General features: G+C 49.1%; 13 protein-coding genes and 1 tRNA gene. 4 read left to right on the plus strand and 10 right to left on the minus strand.

The annotated features are described in order from the left end of the window. Positions 1–35 precede the first annotated feature (35 nt). Positions 36–641 carry an aminotransferase class IV family protein gene (locus tag UM181_07070; GenBank protein WQC64360.1) on the minus strand — a complete coding sequence of 202 codons (606 nt, stop codon included), beginning with the start codon at positions 639–641 and terminating at the stop codon, positions 36–38. Continuing rightward, the gene (locus tag UM181_07075) at positions 638–1,771 is read right to left on the minus strand and encodes an aminodeoxychorismate synthase component I (protein WQC64361.1); all 1,134 of its coding nucleotides are present in this window, start codon (positions 1,769–1,771) and stop codon (positions 638–640) included. Before UM181_07075 ends, UM181_07070 begins: the two co-directional genes overlap by 4 nt. 192 nt (positions 1,772–1,963) lie before the next feature. Between UM181_07075 and carB the strand changes: the two genes are divergently transcribed. Beyond that, entirely contained in the window at positions 1,964–5,308 is a 3,345-nt protein-coding gene (gene carB, locus UM181_07080) for a carbamoyl-phosphate synthase large subunit (GenBank protein WQC64362.1), read from the plus strand. 82 nt (positions 5,309–5,390) lie between these two features. Here the strand turns inward: carB and UM181_07085 are convergent, their stop codons facing one another. From UM181_07085 to dapF, 4 genes are all read right to left on the minus strand, one after another. Beyond that, positions 5,391–5,996 (minus strand): glutathione S-transferase, encoded by a 606-nt coding sequence (locus tag UM181_07085; GenBank protein ID WQC64363.1) that lies wholly within the window; start codon positions 5,994–5,996, stop codon positions 5,391–5,393. Between the two features lie 194 nt (positions 5,997–6,190). Next, positions 6,191–6,838: a glutathione S-transferase gene (locus tag UM181_07090; GenBank protein ID WQC64364.1), complete on the minus strand. Its 648-nt coding sequence runs from the start codon at positions 6,836–6,838 to the stop codon at positions 6,191–6,193. Between the two features lie 25 nt (positions 6,839–6,863). Beyond that, positions 6,864–8,120, minus strand: a complete 1,257-nt coding sequence (gene mtaB, locus UM181_07095; protein ID WQC64365.1) for a tRNA (N(6)-L-threonylcarbamoyladenosine(37)-C(2))-methylthiotransferase MtaB — start codon at positions 8,118–8,120, stop codon at positions 6,864–6,866. Continuing rightward, positions 8,117–8,950 carry a diaminopimelate epimerase gene (gene dapF, locus UM181_07100; protein ID WQC64366.1) on the minus strand — a complete coding sequence of 278 codons (834 nt, stop codon included), beginning with the start codon at positions 8,948–8,950 and terminating at the stop codon, positions 8,117–8,119. Before dapF ends, mtaB begins: the two co-directional genes overlap by 4 nt. Before the next feature lie 106 nt (positions 8,951–9,056). On the opposite strand from dapF, the gene UM181_07105 reads away from it, so the two are divergent. Continuing rightward, positions 9,057–9,132: transfer RNA gene (locus UM181_07105), tRNA-Lys, on the plus strand. Between the two features lie 230 nt (positions 9,133–9,362). Continuing rightward, positions 9,363–12,278 carry a hypothetical protein gene (locus UM181_07110; GenBank protein WQC64367.1) on the plus strand — a complete coding sequence of 972 codons (2,916 nt, stop codon included), beginning with the start codon at positions 9,363–9,365 and terminating at the stop codon, positions 12,276–12,278. 594 nt (positions 12,279–12,872) lie between these two features. Here the strand turns inward: UM181_07110 and UM181_07115 are convergent. Then, on the minus strand, positions 12,873–13,634 hold the full coding sequence (locus UM181_07115; GenBank protein WQC64368.1) for a MipA/OmpV family protein: 762 nt from the start codon (positions 13,632–13,634) through the stop codon (positions 12,873–12,875). A 306-nt stretch (positions 13,635–13,940) separates the two neighbouring features. On the opposite strand from UM181_07115, the gene UM181_07120 reads away from it, so the two are divergent. Next, positions 13,941–14,210, plus strand: coding sequence for a hypothetical protein (locus UM181_07120; GenBank protein ID WQC64369.1), 270 nt, complete (start codon positions 13,941–13,943; stop codon positions 14,208–14,210). 687 nt (positions 14,211–14,897) lie between these two features. On the opposite strand, the gene UM181_07125 is transcribed toward UM181_07120, so the two are convergent. Genes UM181_07125 through UM181_07135 form a run of 3 tightly spaced genes read right to left on the minus strand, consistent with a single transcriptional unit; the run spans position 14,898 to position 18,345 of the window. Then, positions 14,898–16,439: a glutamate synthase-related protein gene (locus UM181_07125; protein WQC64370.1), complete on the minus strand. Its 1,542-nt coding sequence runs from the start codon at positions 16,437–16,439 to the stop codon at positions 14,898–14,900. Between the two features lie 5 nt (positions 16,440–16,444). Beyond that, a complete protein-coding gene (locus UM181_07130) occupies positions 16,445–17,416 on the minus strand; it encodes a glutathione S-transferase family protein (GenBank protein WQC64371.1) in 972 nt (323 codons plus the stop codon). Positions 17,417–17,430: 14 nt separating this feature from the next. Next, on the minus strand, positions 17,431–18,345 hold the full coding sequence (locus tag UM181_07135; protein WQC64372.1) for a pirin family protein: 915 nt from the start codon (positions 18,343–18,345) through the stop codon (positions 17,431–17,433). Positions 18,346–18,686: the final 341 nt, after the last annotated feature.

Genomic DNA, 18,686 nt, shown 5'->3' on the forward strand with positions numbered 1-18,686 from the left:
GTGTCGATACACAGGGTTGTGGGGCTGATGTCAAGTCATCCCAGAAGCAGTTTGCCTTTGATTTCGCCTCTAAGCGCGTTGCCAAGCCAAAACGACTGGCAATTTTCCAAATCTTTAGCGGTGATTATTTTTGCCCGCACTTGACGTTTTGCCAGTTTGCGGGCTCGTAACACGCCGGGCAAGCACCCGCTGCTGATTGGGGGCGTCACCCATTCTCCGGTTTTAAGCTGGAGAAAAACATTGGTGATCGTGCCCTCACAGAGATGATTTTTTTCGTTGAAAAAGATCATCTCATCGATATGGGGTGGCAGCGCAGCGCGAGCGTCATCATAGATCTGGCGTTGGGTGGTTTTATGGCGCAGCCAGGGATCATAGGAAGTTAACCGCTGCGCGCTGATGGCAACCTGCCATTCGGGCTGCGTGGGGGCAAGCGGCGCCTGGGTTATTTCAACGGCTCCGGCTTGGTCAATGGTAAGCCTGCATCGCAAGACTTTGGTGGTTTTGATTGTTTGAAGTTTTTCGGTGATGAAGCCGCGCTGAAAAACAAATCCCAATTTTTGCGCGCTTAGGCACATGCGGTCTAAATGCCGTTTTATATCCACCGCCCCGCGCTGCGGATCAATCCGCAGGGTTTCAATCAATCGGCAGTTTTTTGGAATGTGGTTGCGAAGCGGGCTTTCCACAGAGCTTCCTCATATTCTGAGGCGGCATCGCTGTCATAGACCACGCCGCCGCCAACGTTTAATTGAACGCTTTGGTTATCGATCATCAGGCTGCGGATCGCAACGTTGAACTCAGAGCTGCCATCCGGCGCGGCCCAGCCGATCGTGCCACAATAAATTTCACGCGGCTCGGGCTCCAAATCCCGCAAAATTTGCATCGCCCGCAATTTTGGCGCACCGGTGATAGAGCCACACGGAAACAACGCCTTGAAAATATCAGACAGTGTTTGGTCTTTGCGCAATTGACCCAAAACTTGCGAGGTCATCTGATGAACGGTGGCATAGGTTTCCACGCGATAAAGCGAAGGCACTTTCACCGATCCTGCCTCGCAAATGCGCGAAATATCATTGCGCAGAAGGTCTACAATCATCAGGTTTTCTGCGCGATTTTTCGGGTCAGATTGCAGATAGTTTAGCCGTTTCTGGTCTTCAGGTTTCGTGATGCCGCGCGGCTGTGTGCCTTTCATCGGGCGGGTTTCGATCTGCCCTGACGCGTCTGTGCGAAAAAATAATTCTGGAGACCGCGATATGATCGCCCGGCCATCCTCTTGTTCGACCAAGGCGCCGTGTTTTACCGCTTGGTAAGCGCTGAGATCGTCAAACAAACGCGCAACCGATCCTTGGAATTCCGCTGTTAGCCCGAAGGTAAGATTGGCCTGATAAATATCCCCCGCAGCGATATAATGTTGGATGGTGGAAAAGGCCTTTTCATACTCGTCAAACTGCCATTGCGGGGTAAAGGCGCCAAGCTGCGCGGCCCGGTGGGCTGTGGTTAAGACGGGTCGCCGCGCTGTTGGGCCTTTGTAAACGCCAAAACACAGCAAAGGCCATTGCCGCTTTTCCGGCATTGCCGCGTTGAGGCGCGGCTCGAGCGCATAGCCCATTTCATAGCTGGCGTAGCCCGCGATCCAGTGCCCTTGTGAAAGCGCCGCATCCAAAGCTGCCAGCGCGTTTGGCAGCGCTGAGGGGGAGGCAGCGCAAATCACCCTGATCGGGTGGTCAAAACTGCGCGGTTGTTGCGCATCGCCTGTGTCAAACCGAATCTTCATGTCACGTCCGCTGCTATTCTTACGTTCCTCATAGGACCAGTTTACCGAAGAAGACAGACACTTTTACTGCAAATAATGGTATTTTTGCCTAGGCACTTGCACCTTGCAGCGTGATCTCTATAACCCACAACAATTTGCCGCGTCTTGCTTGGCAGCGCTCGGCTGTTTCGCCGCTTTATCAAAGGTTTTATAATGCCCAAAAGAACCGATATTTCATCGATCATGATCATCGGAGCCGGTCCTATTGTTATCGGACAAGCTTGTGAATTTGACTATTCAGGGGCGCAGGCCTGTAAAGCGTTGCGAGAAGAAGGGTATCGGGTGATTTTGGTCAATTCCAATCCGGCCACGATTATGACGGATCCGGGCTTGGCGGATGCCACATATATCGAACCGATCACCCCAGATGTGGTTGCTAAGATAATCGAAAAAGAACGCCCCGACGCGTTATTGCCCACGATGGGTGGGCAAACTGCGTTGAACACATCTTTGGCGCTAGAGGAAATGGGCGTTTTAGACAAATTCAACGTTGAAATGATCGGCGCGAAGCGTGATGCGATTGAAATGGCTGAAGATCGTAAATTATTTCGCGAAGCGATGGATCGGTTGGGGATCGAAAACCCCAAAGCCACGATTATTACCGCGCCGAAAGATGCCGAAGGTAAAACCGATTTGAACGCCGGCGTTCGCATGGCCAATGAGGCCTTGGATGAAATTGGATTGCCCGCGATCATTCGCCCAGCCTTTACGTTGGGCGGAACAGGCGGCGGCGTGGCCTATAACCGCGATGATTTTGAATATTATTGCCGCACGGGCATGGATGCTTCGCCGGTGAACCAGATTTTGGTGGATGAATCGCTTCTGGGTTGGAAAGAATATGAAATGGAAGTGGTTCGCGACACAGCGGATAACGCCATTATCGTTTGTTCGATTGAAAATGTGGATCCGATGGGCGTGCATACGGGCGATTCGATCACCGTAGCGCCAGCGCTGACGTTGACGGATAAAGAATATCAAATCATGCGGAACCATTCGATCGCCGTGTTACGCGAAATTGGGGTGGAGACTGGCGGCTCGAACGTGCAATGGGCGATCAATCCCGAAGATGGCCGCATGGTGGTGATTGAAATGAACCCGCGCGTGTCTCGCTCGTCTGCGCTGGCCTCTAAAGCAACCGGGTTTCCGATTGCAAAAATTGCCGCCAAACTGGCGATTGGCTATACGCTTGACGAGCTGGACAATGATATCACCCGCGTAACGCCTGCAAGCTTTGAGCCGACAATCGATTACGTTGTAACCAAAATTCCACGTTTTGCCTTTGAGAAATTTCCCGGTTCGCAGCCTGCGCTGACCACAGCGATGAAATCTGTCGGAGAAGCGATGGCAATCGGCCGCACGATTCATGAATCGTTGCAAAAAGCGTTGGCGTCTATGGAAACCGGTCTCACCGGTTTTGATGAGGTTGAGATCGAAGGGGCACCCGAAAAAGCTGCGGTTGTGCGCGCGATCAGTTTGCAAACGCCGGATCGGATGCGCACGATTGCGCAAGCGATGCGCCATGGGTTGAGCGATGATGAAATTTTTGCCGTCACCAAATTTGACCCTTGGTTTCTGGCGCGGATCCGCGAAATCGTTGATATGGAAGAGGCCGTGAAGACAAATGGGCTTCCGCAAGATACAGAGGCTCTGCGCGAGTTGAAAATGTTCGGCTTTACCGATGCCCGTCTTGCCCATTTGACGGGGAAGAGCGAAACCGCGATACGCCAGCTGCGCCATGCGAAGGGGGTGACGGCCGTGTTCAAGCGGATTGATACCTGCGCGGCTGAATTTGAAGCCCAAACTCCTTATATGTATTCCACCTATGAAGCCCCGATGATGGGCGATGTGGAATGTGAAGCGCGCCCGACCGAGGCTTCAAAAGTTGTAATCTTGGGCGGTGGCCCAAACCGTATTGGGCAGGGAATCGAATTTGATTACTGCTGTTGTCATGCTTGCTTTGCACTGACCGATGCGGGCTATGAAACCATCATGGTGAATTGTAATCCTGAAACGGTTTCTACTGATTATGATACCTCAGACCGGCTATATTTTGAGCCGCTTACATTCGAACATGTGATGGAAATTCTGCGTGTTGAACAAGAAATGGGCACTTTGCACGGGGTGATCGTGCAGTTTGGCGGGCAAACCCCTTTGAAATTGGCCAAAGCGCTGGACGCTGAAGGAATTCCGATTTTGGGCACCACGCCGGATGCGATTGATTTGGCCGAAGATCGCGAGCGGTTTCAAAAACTGGTGCAAGATCTGGGACTAAAGCAACCCAAGAACGGCATTGCCAGCACGAATGAACAGGCGATTGAAATTGCCCAAGGGCTAGGGTTTCCTTTGGTGATCCGTCCGTCTTACGTGCTGGGCGGCCGGGCGATGGAAATCGTGCGCGATATGGGACAATTGGAACGCTATATCAAAGAGGCGGTTGTGGTCTCTGGCGATAGCCCTGTCTTGCTTGACAGCTATTTGGCGGGTGCTGTTGAATGTGATGTAGACGCGCTTTGTGACGGCACTACCGTGCATGTGGCGGGCATTATGCAGCATATCGAAGAAGCCGGCGTGCATTCAGGCGATAGCGCCTGTTCTTTGCCGCCCTATTCTCTTTCTTCTGACATTATTGAGGAATTGAAAAAGCAAACCCAGGCCTTGGCTCTGGCGCTGGGTGTTGTGGGGCTGATGAACATACAATTCGCGGTAAAAGATGGCGAGATTTATTTGATTGAAGTTAACCCGCGCGCCAGCCGCACTGTGCCATTTGTGGCCAAAGCCACCGATAGCGCCATTGCCTCAATTGCGGCGCGTCTGATGGCGGGAGAGCCGATGGAAAACTTTCCACTGCGCGCGCCTTATGGCGAAGCTTCTTATGAACAATCGGTGCCGATCGCAGATCCAATGACCTTGGCCGATCCCGATATGCCTTGGTATAGCGTCAAAGAAGCGGTGATGCCGTTTGCGCGCTTCCCCGGTGTAGATACAATTTTGGGGCCCGAAATGCGCTCGACCGGTGAGGTGATGGGTTGGGATCAAAGTTTTGCGCGTGCATTTTTAAAGGCACAGATGGGCGCTGGTATGGATTTACCACGGCCCAAGTCGGGGCAAGACACGCGCGTGTTTATGTCGATCAAAGATGCTGATAAAACCGAACAGATGGTGGAAACAGCGCAGATCTTGGTTGGGCTTGGGTTCGCTTTGGTCGCCACGCGGGGCACCGCGGCCTTCCTATCGGAGCATAAGATCAGCTGCGATGTTGTGAACAAGATGTATGAGGGACGCCCGAATATCGTTGATATGCTGAAAAACGAAGAGATTTCTTTGGTGATGAACACAACCGAAGGGGCGCAAGCTGTGGAGGATAGTCGTGATATCCGTGCGGTCGCGCTTTTCGATAAGATCCCCTATTACACCACGGCTGCGGCCTCTTATGCGGCGGCTCTGGCGATGCAAGCGCGCGAGGAAGGTGCATTAAACGTCAAATCTTTGCAAGGCTAGGGCGGCTGCAATTTTCGCAGGGCGCAGGTTTGCGCGGTTAGATCGGCTTTGGGGGCAGCCTGCGCCTTACTCGCGGCTTGGATTAGCCGTCAGGCTGGGTATCAAGCATCGATTTACGCTGTGAAAAACGGTGATGCCAGGCGCTTAATTGGTCGCGCCCATCGCGCCAAGCCCGCGCCTGATGGCGGAAATCAAGATAGCCTAAGCTGCAGGCCAACGCCAATTGCCCCATATTCAGCGGCCCATCTAGCGCAGAGAAATCCCCGGCATTTAATGCATCAAGGGCTTGCTCAACTTTTGCCCATTGGGCTTCGATCCAGCTATGCGATTGCTCATGCGCGGCGCGCAGGCGCAGTTCATAGACCATCGAAACGGCCGATTCTGCTATGCCATCAGCTAAGGCCTCTAGGGTCAGCACATCCCACAACGTTTCTTTGGGATATAAATTGCTGCCTGCAAAATCATCTAAGTAGCGGCAAATCACCCGGCTATCGAACAATGCCCCGCTATCTTCGGTGATCAAAGTGGGCAGTTTGGCGAGCGGGTTTGCTGCTTTCAAATCTGCGGCGCTGTTAAAGGCCGTGGTTTGCACGGTTTTTAAAGCGATTTTCTCTGTCAGTCCGGCTTCATGGATCAATACATAGACTTTGCGGGCAAAGGGCGAGGCGGCCGAGAAAATCAATTGCATTGTAAATTTGCCTTTACGTGATCAGTTGAGAGCAAGCTAGCGCTCGGCTGACTGCTTTTCCAGCGCTATTTGCGCTTTTCCTACTGACTGGGCAGCCAAGATTAGGTCAGCGTCTCCACAGGCGTAGATACGCCGCGTTGGGTTATTTTTTTCGGCCCGCTGGGACCAAAACTTTTTAAACCATATCCGGTTATTTAGACGTGGTGTTTTTGCAGGCTTGGAAACAGCGTTGGGGGATCGCCGTATTGCCATTTGGGATATTTTTGCATCACAAGATGAAATGCATCAGAGCCTAGAAAACCTTCTAGCCAGCGTTGCACATAGGGCCATGGCTGGGCGTCGAACCAGGGTTTATTGATAAAGGCGAATTGACGTACGAAAGGCAATATCGCGCTATCTGCCAGAGTTGCGGTGGGCCCGAATAAGAACCCTGCCTGCAGCTGCTCGTTTAAGAGCTGCAAAAATTCGCTGGCGATCTGGCGATTTTTTAGCGGATCATCTTGGGGAAAGCGGTTGGGGTATTTTGTGCGGTCTAATGCGGCTTTAAACGCTCCGTCATTCTGCTCAATCAGCGCATAGCCTGCATCGGGCATTTTTAGCCAGCCCTGTGGGTCATTTTGCCTTAACGCCCAAATCATAATATCGAGGCTTTCATCAATCACAAAATTTTCATGCTGCAGGCAGGGTACGCTTTGGCTCGGCGAAATGGATAAAAAAGCGGGCGCTTTGTCGCGCAAAACGATCTCGCGCAGGTCTGTAGAAATGGCAGAGATCTGCAGCGCAAGCCGGGCACGGATGGCATAGGGGCAACGCCGAAAACTATATAGAATGGGCAGGGTCATCTGAGCGCGGTGCATCTGGGGGTCATCAGGCGACCAGCTGTTGGTTCCGCATGCCGATGATTTTTGCGGATATTATGCACCCTTCGGCTTGCGGTGTTGAAAACACCACTTCGGTGAATTGTTCGGTGCGCCCCATTGAGGGGTTTTCCATTAAGATTGAATGGGTTTTGCCATATTGGGCTTTGAGATGTGCTGCAACTTTTTGCGAACCAAGCGCGCGTAATTTGGCGGCGCGGTGTTTTATATCTGGGCCTTTCACTGCCGGCATTTTCGCCGCTGGCGTGCCCTCTCGGCTGGAATAAGGGAAAACATGCAGCCAAGTTAAATTACATTCCTTCACCAGTTTCAGCGAATTGGCAAAATGCGCTTCGGTTTCGGTTGGAAAACCCGCAATGATATCTGCGCCGAACGTGATATTGGGGCGCAGTTTGCGCGCCGTTTCGCAAAATGCGATGGCATCATCGCGCAGATGGCGCCGCTTCATGCGCTTTAAAATCAAATCATCGCCATGTTGCAGGCTAAGATGCAAATGCGGCATTAAGCGCGATTCAGTGGCGATCGCAGTCAGCAGATTTTCATCCACTTCAATGCTGTCAATGCTGCTGATCCGCAACCGTGGCAAATCGGGAACAAGCTTTAAGATGCGCATCACCAGATCGCCCAGTTTTGGGGCGCTGGGTAAATCGGCCCCCCAGCTCGTGAGATCAACGCCGGTTAAAACAACTTCATTATAGCCTTTATCCACCAACCGCTTGATTTGCTCGATCACCACGCCGGCGGGTACGGATCGTGAATTGCCGCGTCCAAAGGGAATGATACAAAACGTGCAGCGGTGATCACAGCCGTTTTGAACTTGCACATAGGCCCTTGCCCGTGTGGCAAAGCCATCAATCAAATGACCCGCGGTTTCGGTCACTGACATAATGTCATCGACTTTGACTTTTTCGGTATCCCCGATCAGATCCCCCGCCATAGTCGACCATGTCGCCGGCTGCATTTTTTCATTATTGCCGATAACGGCGTTTACTTCGGGCATCTGTGCAAAGCTGTCTGGATCAATTTGCGCGGCGCATCCGGTCACAATTAATTTTGAGGTCGGGTTTTCGCGGTGCAACCGCCGTATTTCCTGACGTGATTTGCGAACCGCCTCAGCAGTGACCGCGCAGGTATTCACAATCACCGCATCGCCCACGTTGGCGTCTTCGGCCAAGGCGCGCATTGCTTCTGATTCATAGGCGTTTAACCGGCAGCCCAATGTGGTGATTTTTGGCGTTTGGCTCATCGCAGGCTGTCCAGAAATTGACGGGTTAAACGACCTGAAAAGACATGCATGGTCGGCCCCGTTAGCCAGACCCCATCTTCGCGCCAATCGATCTGTAAGCTGCCGCCATCAACGTCAATTTTAACGCTGCGCCCCGTCAAGCCGCGGCGCGCGGCCGCCACGGCTGTGGCGCAAGACGAAGAGCCTGAGGCAAGCGTTACCCCAACGCCGCGTTCCCAGACGCGCATTCGAATGTGATCTTTGCCAATCACCTGCGCAAATTGCACATTCGTGCGTTCGGGGAAAAGTGGATGATGTTCAATCGGTGCTGCATCCGCTTCTAGGTTGATTGCGGCGATATCCGGCACAAAAAAGGTACAATGGGGATTGCCCATACCTGTCGCGCTTGGATCCCCTTTGATCGGCAAAACAAGCGTCTCCATCGCTTCAGAAAGCGGAATATCCTGCCATGTGAGCAGCGGCTGCCCCATATTGATCGATACAGAACCATCGGAGGATGTTTCCGCGCGCAAGGCGCCGCGATCCGTTGTGAGATGCAAGCTGGATTTTTCAAGCTCATCCATCAAATATCGGGCGATGCAGCGGGTGGCGTTGCCGCAGGCTGCCGAAACCGAGCCATCGGCGTTGAAAAACCTTAAATGGGCATCGCCAGTGCCGCTTTCTATGACGGCGAGCTGGTCAAAGCCTACGCCACGATGGCGGTCGGCCAAACCGGTAATCAATGTGGCAGGCAAATCTAAAGCGGCCTTGCGCCAATCTAGGATCACAAAGTCATTTCCAAGACCGTGCATTTTTAAAAATGGCCAGTTAGGGGTAAGAGATTTGTTCATGAGCGAGGATATATCTCGCTCAGAGCAATGAATCCATAGATTGCGAGTTTTTCTTTGTTTTCGGGGTTGACCACACCTCGCGGTGTTTTTAAGTAAGCCGCTTAGTGGGCCGTTAGCTCAGTTGGTAGAGCAACTGACTTTTAATCAGTAGGTCGATGGTTCGAACCCATCACGGCTCACCATTTTAATTCATGATATCAATATCTTAGATGACTTTTAATGGATCTATTTATTTATAGTAGAAGTTATAAAGTGTTGTAAAGCTTTGGGTGAATGAATTTTATTGGTGTAGAGTCGTTTTAAGGCTGTGCTCAATTGGCTGACTTTGCTGTAATTTTGATAAATAAAAAAGTCTTTCTTTAAAGTCTAAAACCGTATTACGTTCTCATAGTGATACTAGCCGTAGCCAAAGATGAAAATTAATCTTATCAAAACTGAAAAAACTGAGGGAACCCAGAGGCGATTAGGGTTTACTCTGCTCGGCGTATTTGCGGCAGTTTCAACGTCTGAGCTATCGGCGAGTGAAACTAAAACATTTTTAATTCCACATAGCCCTAAAGTTGCATGGTTTTATGTGGATGAAAATAATGATTTTTGGATAAGACTTATTGATGCTTCTTGGATACGTGTTCCGCAAACTGAGTTGTTCCGAACAGAAAACTCTCTCTTGATTTCCACAAAATTTTTGAAGCAAAACGCTCCAGATTTAGTTCCCAAAAGTTTTGTCGATGGCGAGGTGGCTCTAGGGTCTTATTACCAAGACTTAGGAGAAGATGAGGGGCTAAATATAGTAGCGAACGTATCTGGAATTAGTTCAATTACGTTAATTAATACAAATACTCTAGAGGTTTTAAAGGATAATGGAGCACAGATAATAATTCAGGGAAGGCACTTTAACTTTTCGGACGGTTACCTAACGGTAAATTTAAATTTTTTAGAAAAATATGCTACGGATCTCATTCCATCGGGAAAGAATTTTCCAGATAATGTTTATCTCGGGCACTATGATGAAACATCGCCTTACAAGTTAACTGGCAAGCCGTCTGTAGAGTACAATTTCACAGACAGATCAACTCACTATAAAGGCGGTGGTTTTGAAATTGTTTTAGATAATGGCAAAGTAATTTTAGTACCTGAATATGCGGTAGTTTCTGCTACCTCTGGCGTAATTCAAATAAATAAAAATTGGGTTATTGAAAATTCTCAACACCCCGAAGTTTTCTGGAACCCTGATACTGAGTCATACCAAAATGCAGGACTAGGCGCATCAGGTGGATCAGAAGACACCAGTGCATTTTCCATCTGGGGTATTTTGGGTGGATTAGGGCTTTTAGGGGGCGCTGCTGGCAGTTTAACGGCATCAAGTGGTTCCTCGGAGGTTATACAAAGCGTCATTAATGTTTACGATGGTCCTTTGGAGAATGCTCTCGTTTTCATCGATGCTAATGAGAACGGAGAGCTTGATGAGGGTGAGTTACGTGGACGAACCGATGAGCAGGGTGACGTAACATTTAATGTTGATACATCTAATAAAAGTATCGTTGCCTTAACTGACGAACTCACAATAGACCGTATCTCAAATGAAGTATTGGCTGGACTGAAATTGACTGCTCCCAAAGGCTCATCAGTAGTTTCTCCAATTACTACTTTAATTGATCAAACAGATCTTACAGATGCTCAAATAAAGAGTACTTTTTCCTTGCCAGATTCCTTTGATTTTTTAAAAGATAATCCTTTTGATGGCTCTTTCTCAACTGTTGATCAAACAAAAATAATTTCTACAAACTCTCAAATTGTAGCAACTTCATCATCTTTCGCTTCAGTTTTGAAAGGGGCTGGAGTAAGCGAATATGATGCTTTTGAAGCCTCTTTCGCGGCTTTCGCAAGCGTAACTGAAGAGAAAGTTCTTGAAAGCTCTGATTTCAAAGTGGATCTCACCAATGCTAGTTTGCTTTCGGAGGTCAGTAATTATATCATTTCAAGCAATAACCATTCTACCGCGGTTACAAACACGTTTTCCGCAATCCAAACGTCATCAGTTACCGCGGTACAAAACATTAATGATTTATTTTCAGTCGAAAATTTAACTTCCGCGAATAGCATGTCTAATATCTTGTCGATTATGGATAGTGTTCCAAATCAGTTAGCTACTGCAGCTGGCGAAGAATTGAGCACGCCAGGTTCAGGAAGTGATAAAATTACATTTTTTGTTAAGCAAAATTTGATTGCCGAAGTTCCGCATTTACGAACTACACAGTCGGTTATCGCTTATGATATTTCCACTTATGATGAAAATACACCACTTTCTGATACAAACAAAGTTACATTTATCGGCACTGAAGAATTGATTTTCACGTTTAGTGAGGAGCCGCAATTACAATACGCATATACAAATGATCAGGGTGCTTTTGAATTCAGTGGGAATTCAGACGCCTTAACCGTTGAGTTCATGGATAAGGAAATTCCCTTATTTGAATTGGATAGCCAAGGTCGGAGCCCTATGGATGTTATGATTGATCGTAACACAGCCCCAGATGGGTCTTTTTGGGATACTATGGTTGTTCATGCTAATTCTGAAGATGGTGCCTATGTGGGTAGTTTTATGTGGGTCTTAGGGGGTGAAGCTTTATCAATAACTAGCCAGCAAGAATTTGACTCTCAGATGGCAGCTGTGGCGGGATATACCGAACAAAACATTCCTGATGATGTTGCCTATGGTCCAGGGCAAGACGATTGGCTTACTTTCGAACCTTCAAATTCTACCTCACAAGCCGCCTCCAATTCTGCAGATAACACTTTTGAGTTTTCAGTTTTGGCTTATGATATTTCCACTTATGATGAAAATACACCACTTTCTGATACAAACAAAGTTACATTTATCGGTCATGAAGAGTTAAAAATTTCTTCAACGGATGCAATTAGCCTCTCCTATTCTTATGGTGAGAATGTAGAGCCCGGAATGGAAGGCTTCAGCATCGTTTCATTTTCAGGAGATACTTCGACAATAGATATTGAATTCTTAGAACAAAATATACCACTATTTGATAATTCTTTGGAGGTTTTTTTGGAGCGTGTTATTTCCGCTGATGGCTCGGTTTATGACTCTTTATACGCTCATACACGCGATATTAACGGTGAATATGTAGGCAGCTTTTCTTGGAGTTTGAATGGGAACTCGGAAACTGTTTCAATTACAAATCAACAAGAATTTGACGCGCTATTGGAGTTAGGTACGTCTACGTCTACGTCTACGTCTAATTTTATTCCTAGTGATGTCGCCTATGGTCCAGGACAAGACGATTGGTTAATTGCTTTAGACATAATTTAAGACCAAACGGTTTTAACTATTGAAATGGTGGACGAATTTTTAAGTAATAAAGATCATTAGTAAAACATACTAAAACCCCTGCTAAATATTAAAAATTAAAGTATAATAGAGAAATAAACGTCTTTTAGAAGGGGTACATATTCCTAAGGAAACTTCCCCACGCTTACGTTTCTTAAATATCGCTTAGCGTTTTTAATATAACGGCTGACGATTGATTGAAGGTGATGATATCCGTTCTCCGCGCGTCGCTATAATAAACTGACTACTTTTGTCTGAGCTTCACTATCGGCATCAATATATCGCTGTGTCGTTTGAAGAGATGAATGCCCTGCCATCATCTGAATATCCCTCAAAGAACCGCCTACGAGAGAAATCTTTTTGGCGGTTTCTGTTATGAAGGTTCGCCTTCCGCTGCGGCTGGCCACCTGTAGCGAAAGCCAGCTCTCCGTGAATGTAAGGAAACACGCAAAAGCAAAGCAGGCCAGCTTTTCAAGACTGGCAGACCTTTCAGAGAGGTATAATAATCGCGACCAACTGCCCTTCAAGATATGGCTTAAAGGTTATGCGGGAGCAGACGAAGAAAGCGCGATACGTTTAAAAATTGTACGCAACCCCTAAGATGGCAGCGGTATTAGAACTTTTGCTGACAATCGGGCTGTCTTTAATTTTGCTGGGCAAAAGATTTGTAGTGATGTTTGCAAAGGCACCAATATTAGAAGTGATATTGAAAAACGTATTCACAGAGAGATAAGTGATTGCCGCCGCGCCGGGAGCATATGCCGCTCGGCTTCCCGTAGCCTCAGAGGGCTTTACACCAAAAAAGTATTCTGCGCGTTTGCTATCGTAGTTTTTCGATCCCAATGAAACGATTACAGGCTGACCGCCAATTGGGATAAACTGGCTGAACGCAAGATCAACGAGCGTGCCATTGAATTCATTGGTGACTTCGCGGGCCATTTTCAGCTTGAGTGTGGAACCCCGAACGATATCAAATGAACCCATGATCACTCCGTCAAATGTCATTTTGCGATCCATTCCCGAAAGTGAAGTTGAATCTGCGCTCTTATAGGGACGGAAATTGGGGGCGATTGCTGCGCGCATTCCGAAGGTTTGGGTGTCTATGAATTTATAAGATACGCCTTCTCGAAAATCGATTTTTACTTTATCGTTTTCGTAGGCGATCGAGGGCATAAAGCGCGAGGTTGATCCAACACCGGTGTAAATGGAGTTACCATTTATATAAGCAGCACCCAGAGAGAATTTTGAAGACGGGTCTGCCGACACACCTCCAGCAAAGCAAATGGATACCGCACAAATAAAACGTATGACTGCTCTAAACACCTTTTGATCTCCCATCGGTTAATAATTTGAAACTAATGTGAATACTCAGAATTCCAAGAGGATGTAAAAAATTCATATTCATATTCATATTCATATTCATATTGATACCTGTGCGCGAACCTCACAAGGGCTCTGCGACTTATGGATACGCCTCTCCGTTAGAGCTCAAGCGCTAGGAGAGGAAGAAAGTGTGAGCGTCAGAGAAGGGGAAAAATATGAGCAGTTCGAAAACAGGTTTACGCTTATTGAACTGAGCAACGCGACCAGCTGACTTAAGCTAAACGATAGCGATAATTCTGTTTGAAAGTGCGGAATACATTTATGATAAAAGACCCGAAATTGGTACCGATTGCAAAAAATTATCAAAACTTTCTGGCACATCGAGAGACGCATTTGAAAATGGTTTCAACGGGTGTTGAAAGCATCACGATATGGGGTGAAGCACTCTCCTGCAAGTGTGCAGCTTCCATGCAAGAAGAGCTTGTGGCCAAAGGGCTGGCCTCAGCTTTGTTGGTTCATGTGCTTGCACCAATCAAAGTCGTCATTTCGTTCGCCGCTCAACAGAAAACATTAGAGCGTTCAAATCGTTAACCGCCGGTTTCATAGAGAAAAGCATCGGATCAAAGAAACGGCTTGTTGTTTCTTAGACTGATTTGCAAATAGTTCAGCTGCTTTGCCGTCAAATGAAGTATAAGTCGCACAGGATCAGCCCCGAGCCGTGACACAGGTCGCTGAATTGTTGAGATAGCTGGCCTGAGTAACGCTGACGCCCAACCGGATGCTGCTTTCGCTACATTCGGATCAAGCTCTAGCCCCCGCCATAGGCTTCAAACGGGCGAAGATCATTGCGCGGAACATGGAAGGTCTCGCTACTATATATCAAGACTTAATCAAAAGAACAGAATGAGAGACGGTGATCATTTGTATCGCAATGCAAACAATTGCGAATAGCCGAGACATTCCCGCGTAATCCGTATGAGGCCGCGGCAGCTTGCTGCTATTATTTGCCAATACGACCCGTTTCAAAACATTTTGTGAAGGTTATCTGCAAAGTCATTCACGCGGCTACGTCGAGTTTAGGCGCCAGGGATCAGCATTGCCCTGTTGGTCTGGCGCGCACTTGGGCAACAAAACCTCAACGCCATCGGCAGCGATGAATGCCCTGCCTGTCATTCCCCTGCGGTATAAGCCTCTCTGCCAATCGCCGCTTACTGTATACGCTTATTATAAACGTACATCTTAACGCGGTGCTTGCAAAAGTTAAGCGCCTTCGATCAGCTATGAATTGATACCGGCAAATGTCACACCGCTCAGATCAGCCATCTCTTTTTTCCAAGTTGTAAGATCGGAATGGCGGAACTCGGCCAAGCTTGAATGGCCGCAAGCGCGTGCCAAAACTTGCATCAAAGACACGCTTGCCCCCAAGAAACGGGCCAATCTTTCCGCGCTGACCTGCACATCCAGCTTTTTGCGCAATTCGGGCTTTTGGGTGGCAATCCCGGCGGGGCAATTGTTTGAATTGCACATTCTTGCCGCCACACAGCCCACCGCTTGCATCGCCGAATTTGACAGCGCGATCGCATCAGCCCCCAACGCCATCGCTTTTGCAAAATCTTCAGCAACGCGCAAGCCTCCGGTAATCACCAAGGTCACATCGCGGCCGGCTTTCGCATCTAAATGACGGCGCGCCCGGGCCAAAGCTGGAATGGTTGGAACCGAAATGTGATCCCGAAAGATCAATGGCGCTGCGCCCGTTCCGCCGCCGCGCCCGTCAAGAATGATATAATCCGCGTTTGCCTCCAAGGCGAAATCGATATCCTCTTCGATATGGTTCGCGGATAGCTTGAACCCGATTGGAATGCCACCAGAGCGTTCGCGCACTTCATCAGCCAATTTTCGAAAATCTGCCGGCGTTCGCAGATCGGGAAATGTGGCGGGGGAAATTGCGTCTTGACCCGGCTGCAAACCGCGCACTTGGGCGATTTTACCCTCTACTTTTTCCCCTGGAAGATGCCCGCCCGTGCCGGTTTTGGCCCCTTGTCCACCTTTGAAATGGAACGCCTGCACCTGCGCAGCAAGCGCTGGGTCCCATCCAAATTTGGCCGAAGCCAATTCATAAAAATATCGCGTATTTTCAGCTTGCTCTTCTTGCAGCATGCCCCCTTCACCCGAGCAAATACCGGTGCCGGATAATTCAGCACCCCGCGACAATGCAATTTTAGCCTCTTCGGAGAGGGCGCCAAAGCTCATGTCGGAAATAAACAAGGGGATATCAAGCTGGAGCGGCTTATCTGCTTTTGGCCCAATGATCGTTGAGGTGGCAACGGGAGCCTCATCCAAAAGCGGCTTTTTGGCCATTTGCGCAGTCAGTATTTGAATATCATCCCAACTGGGAAGCGCAGTGCGGGGCACGCCCATCGATCCCATTTCGCCGTGATGGCCAAGCTGCGCAAGGCCATCGCGCGCAAGCGCGTGGATCCTTGCAACTGTTGGTTCTTCGGGCGTTGCCATCGGTTCGGGCATTGCACCTTTGGCTGCGGGCAAAGGCGCGAAATCACCCATTTTCAGATCGCCTAATATGCGATGACTGCCATCGCAGAAAGGTGCATTACCGCTTGATTTGCATTGGCAAAGCGCGGCGCTTTGCGTGGTCTGTGCGGTGAATTTAAGCGGCTTTATCTCGGTGCCGCGATGCGATCCGTCACAAAAAGGCTGCGCGGCCGAGCGGCCACAGCGGCACCAGAAATAGGTTTTACCAGCCTCTAATTGGGTTTTGATCGGATGTTTTGCCGCAATGAGGGGCACAGATTGATCGCTCATTCCGGTTAACCTCGATTATGTGGTTGGGAAAAATCAATAGTGGGCCCTTTGGGGACCACGCGTGATGGATTGATGCTGTCATGGCTGGCATAATAATGCTCTTTAATATGTTGCATATTCACCGTTTCAGCAATGCCCGGTTGCTGGTAAAGATCACGCAAATAGTTTGAGAGGTTGGGGTAATCAACAATGCGGCGCAGATTGCATTTAAAATGGCCCACATAGACGGGATCAAACCGGATCAATGTGGTGAACAACCGCCAATCCGCTTCGGTGATATCCGGGCCGGTAAGATAACGGGTGTTGGCTAAAATGCCCTCTAGCCAGTCAAGCGTATCAAATAAAGGCGTGATGGCGGCCTCATAAGCCGTTTGCGTAGTGGCAAAGCCGCAGCGATACACGCCATTGTTCAGCGTCGCGTATATACGCGCATTCAGGGCCTCGATCTCTGGGCGTAGGGCGTTGGGATAATAATCGCCGGATTGTGCGCCCAGCGCATCAAATTCCGAATTGAACATTCGGATGATTTCAGAAGATTCATTTGAGACAATCGTAGCGGTTTTTTTGTCCCATAGCACCGGAACCGTCACGCGGCCTGAATATTGCGCATCGGCCGCGGTGTAAATCTGATGCATGAGCTTGGCCCCATTCACGCTGTCTGGGATGACGCCAGCGCCGGGCTCAAACGTCCAACCATTCTCGGCCATATACCAATGAACGATAGAGACGGAAATCATAGCGTCCAAACCCTTCAGCGCGCGAAAAATCAGCGTTCGATGCGCCCAGGGGCAGGCCAAAGATACGTAAAGGTGATAGCGCCCCGCCTCTGCCTTGAAGCCGCCGGCGCCGCTTGGCCCAGCACCGCCATCCGCGGTGATCCAGTTGCGGAATTGCGCCTCTTTGCGCACAAAATGCCCCCCCTCTTTTTTTGTATCATACCACCGGTCGACCCATTTTCCCTCTTGCAACAACCCCATTTGATTTCCTTACTTTAATGATCTTGTGGTTTGATAAATTGGTTATTGCGTAAATCGCTAAAAGCTTGCTGCAATTCTGCGCGCGTATTCATCACAATCGGCCCATGCCACGCCACGGGTTCTTGAATGGGCGAGCCGGCCACCAGTAAAAAGCGCATGCCTTGGGGGCCGGCTTTTACAACAATCTCATCGCCCGTGCCAAAGCGCACCAATGTTCGATTGCCAGATAAATCGCGGATATTCAGTTCTTCGCCCATCACCTCTTTTTCCAGCAAGACCCCATGGGGCGTTGAGGCATCGGCAAATTTCCCAGCGCCTTCAAATATATAGGCGAATGTATTGCGGTACGTATCGACTTTTAGAACTTTTTTGCGCCCCGCTGGGATGCTGATATCCAGATAAAGCGGGTCTGCAGCGATCCCATCAACAGGGCCCTGTTTGCCCCAAAACTCTCCTGTTATGATCCGCACCACGCTGCCATCATCATCGATAATTTCGGGAATTTCTTTTGCGTCTACGTCTTGATAGCGCGGCGTTGTCATCTTTAGGCTACCCGGCAAATTTGCCCAAAGCTGAAACCCGTGCATTTGCCCCTTGGAATTTCCATTGGGCATTTCCTGATGCATGATCCCAGATCCGGCTGTCATCCATTGCACATCGCCTGCGCCCAAAGTGCCGGTGTTTCCCAAACTGTCGCTATGGTCAACGGATCCGTTCAACACATAGGTGATGGTTTCAATGCCCCGATGCGGGTGCCAGGGAAAGCCGCCTGCATAGGCGGCGGGGTGTTCGTTGCGAAAATCATCAAACAGTAAAAAGGGATCATGCGCTTCTGGCTCATTAAAGCCAAAGGCGCGATGCAAATGCACGCCTGCCCCTTCCCGAGTTGGTGTGGCTGCGCTGGTTGAGATAGCCGGTCGAATTGACATAGAAGTTTCCTTGAACGTGTACTGCAATATAGAAATAGACGCTTGCGAACAGAAATCGAGTTCTAAAAATAAGAACGATAAGGGCTAATTCAGATAATGCACTCTGGGGTGTCTCTGCAATTTTGAGATATTATCATGATCCAAGCGCTTAAAGGGCGCTCGACTTTACCGGTTTTGGTCCCGCCAGTCGGGCACTGAGCGCATATTTTTTGACCATTGTATAACGGTTCGCAGAAAAAGCTGCGGGTTTTTGAGCCTGCGGCCGTATGAATCGAACGTGAATGCGAAGCGCATGGCCTCGGATTTCTATGACGGGCGCGCTCTCTAAGGGAATAGAGCTG

It is taken from the genome of Alphaproteobacteria bacterium US3C007 (genome assembly GCA_034423775.1).
Lineage (GTDB): Bacteria > Pseudomonadota > Alphaproteobacteria > Rhodobacterales > Rhodobacteraceae > Thalassovivens > Thalassovivens spotae.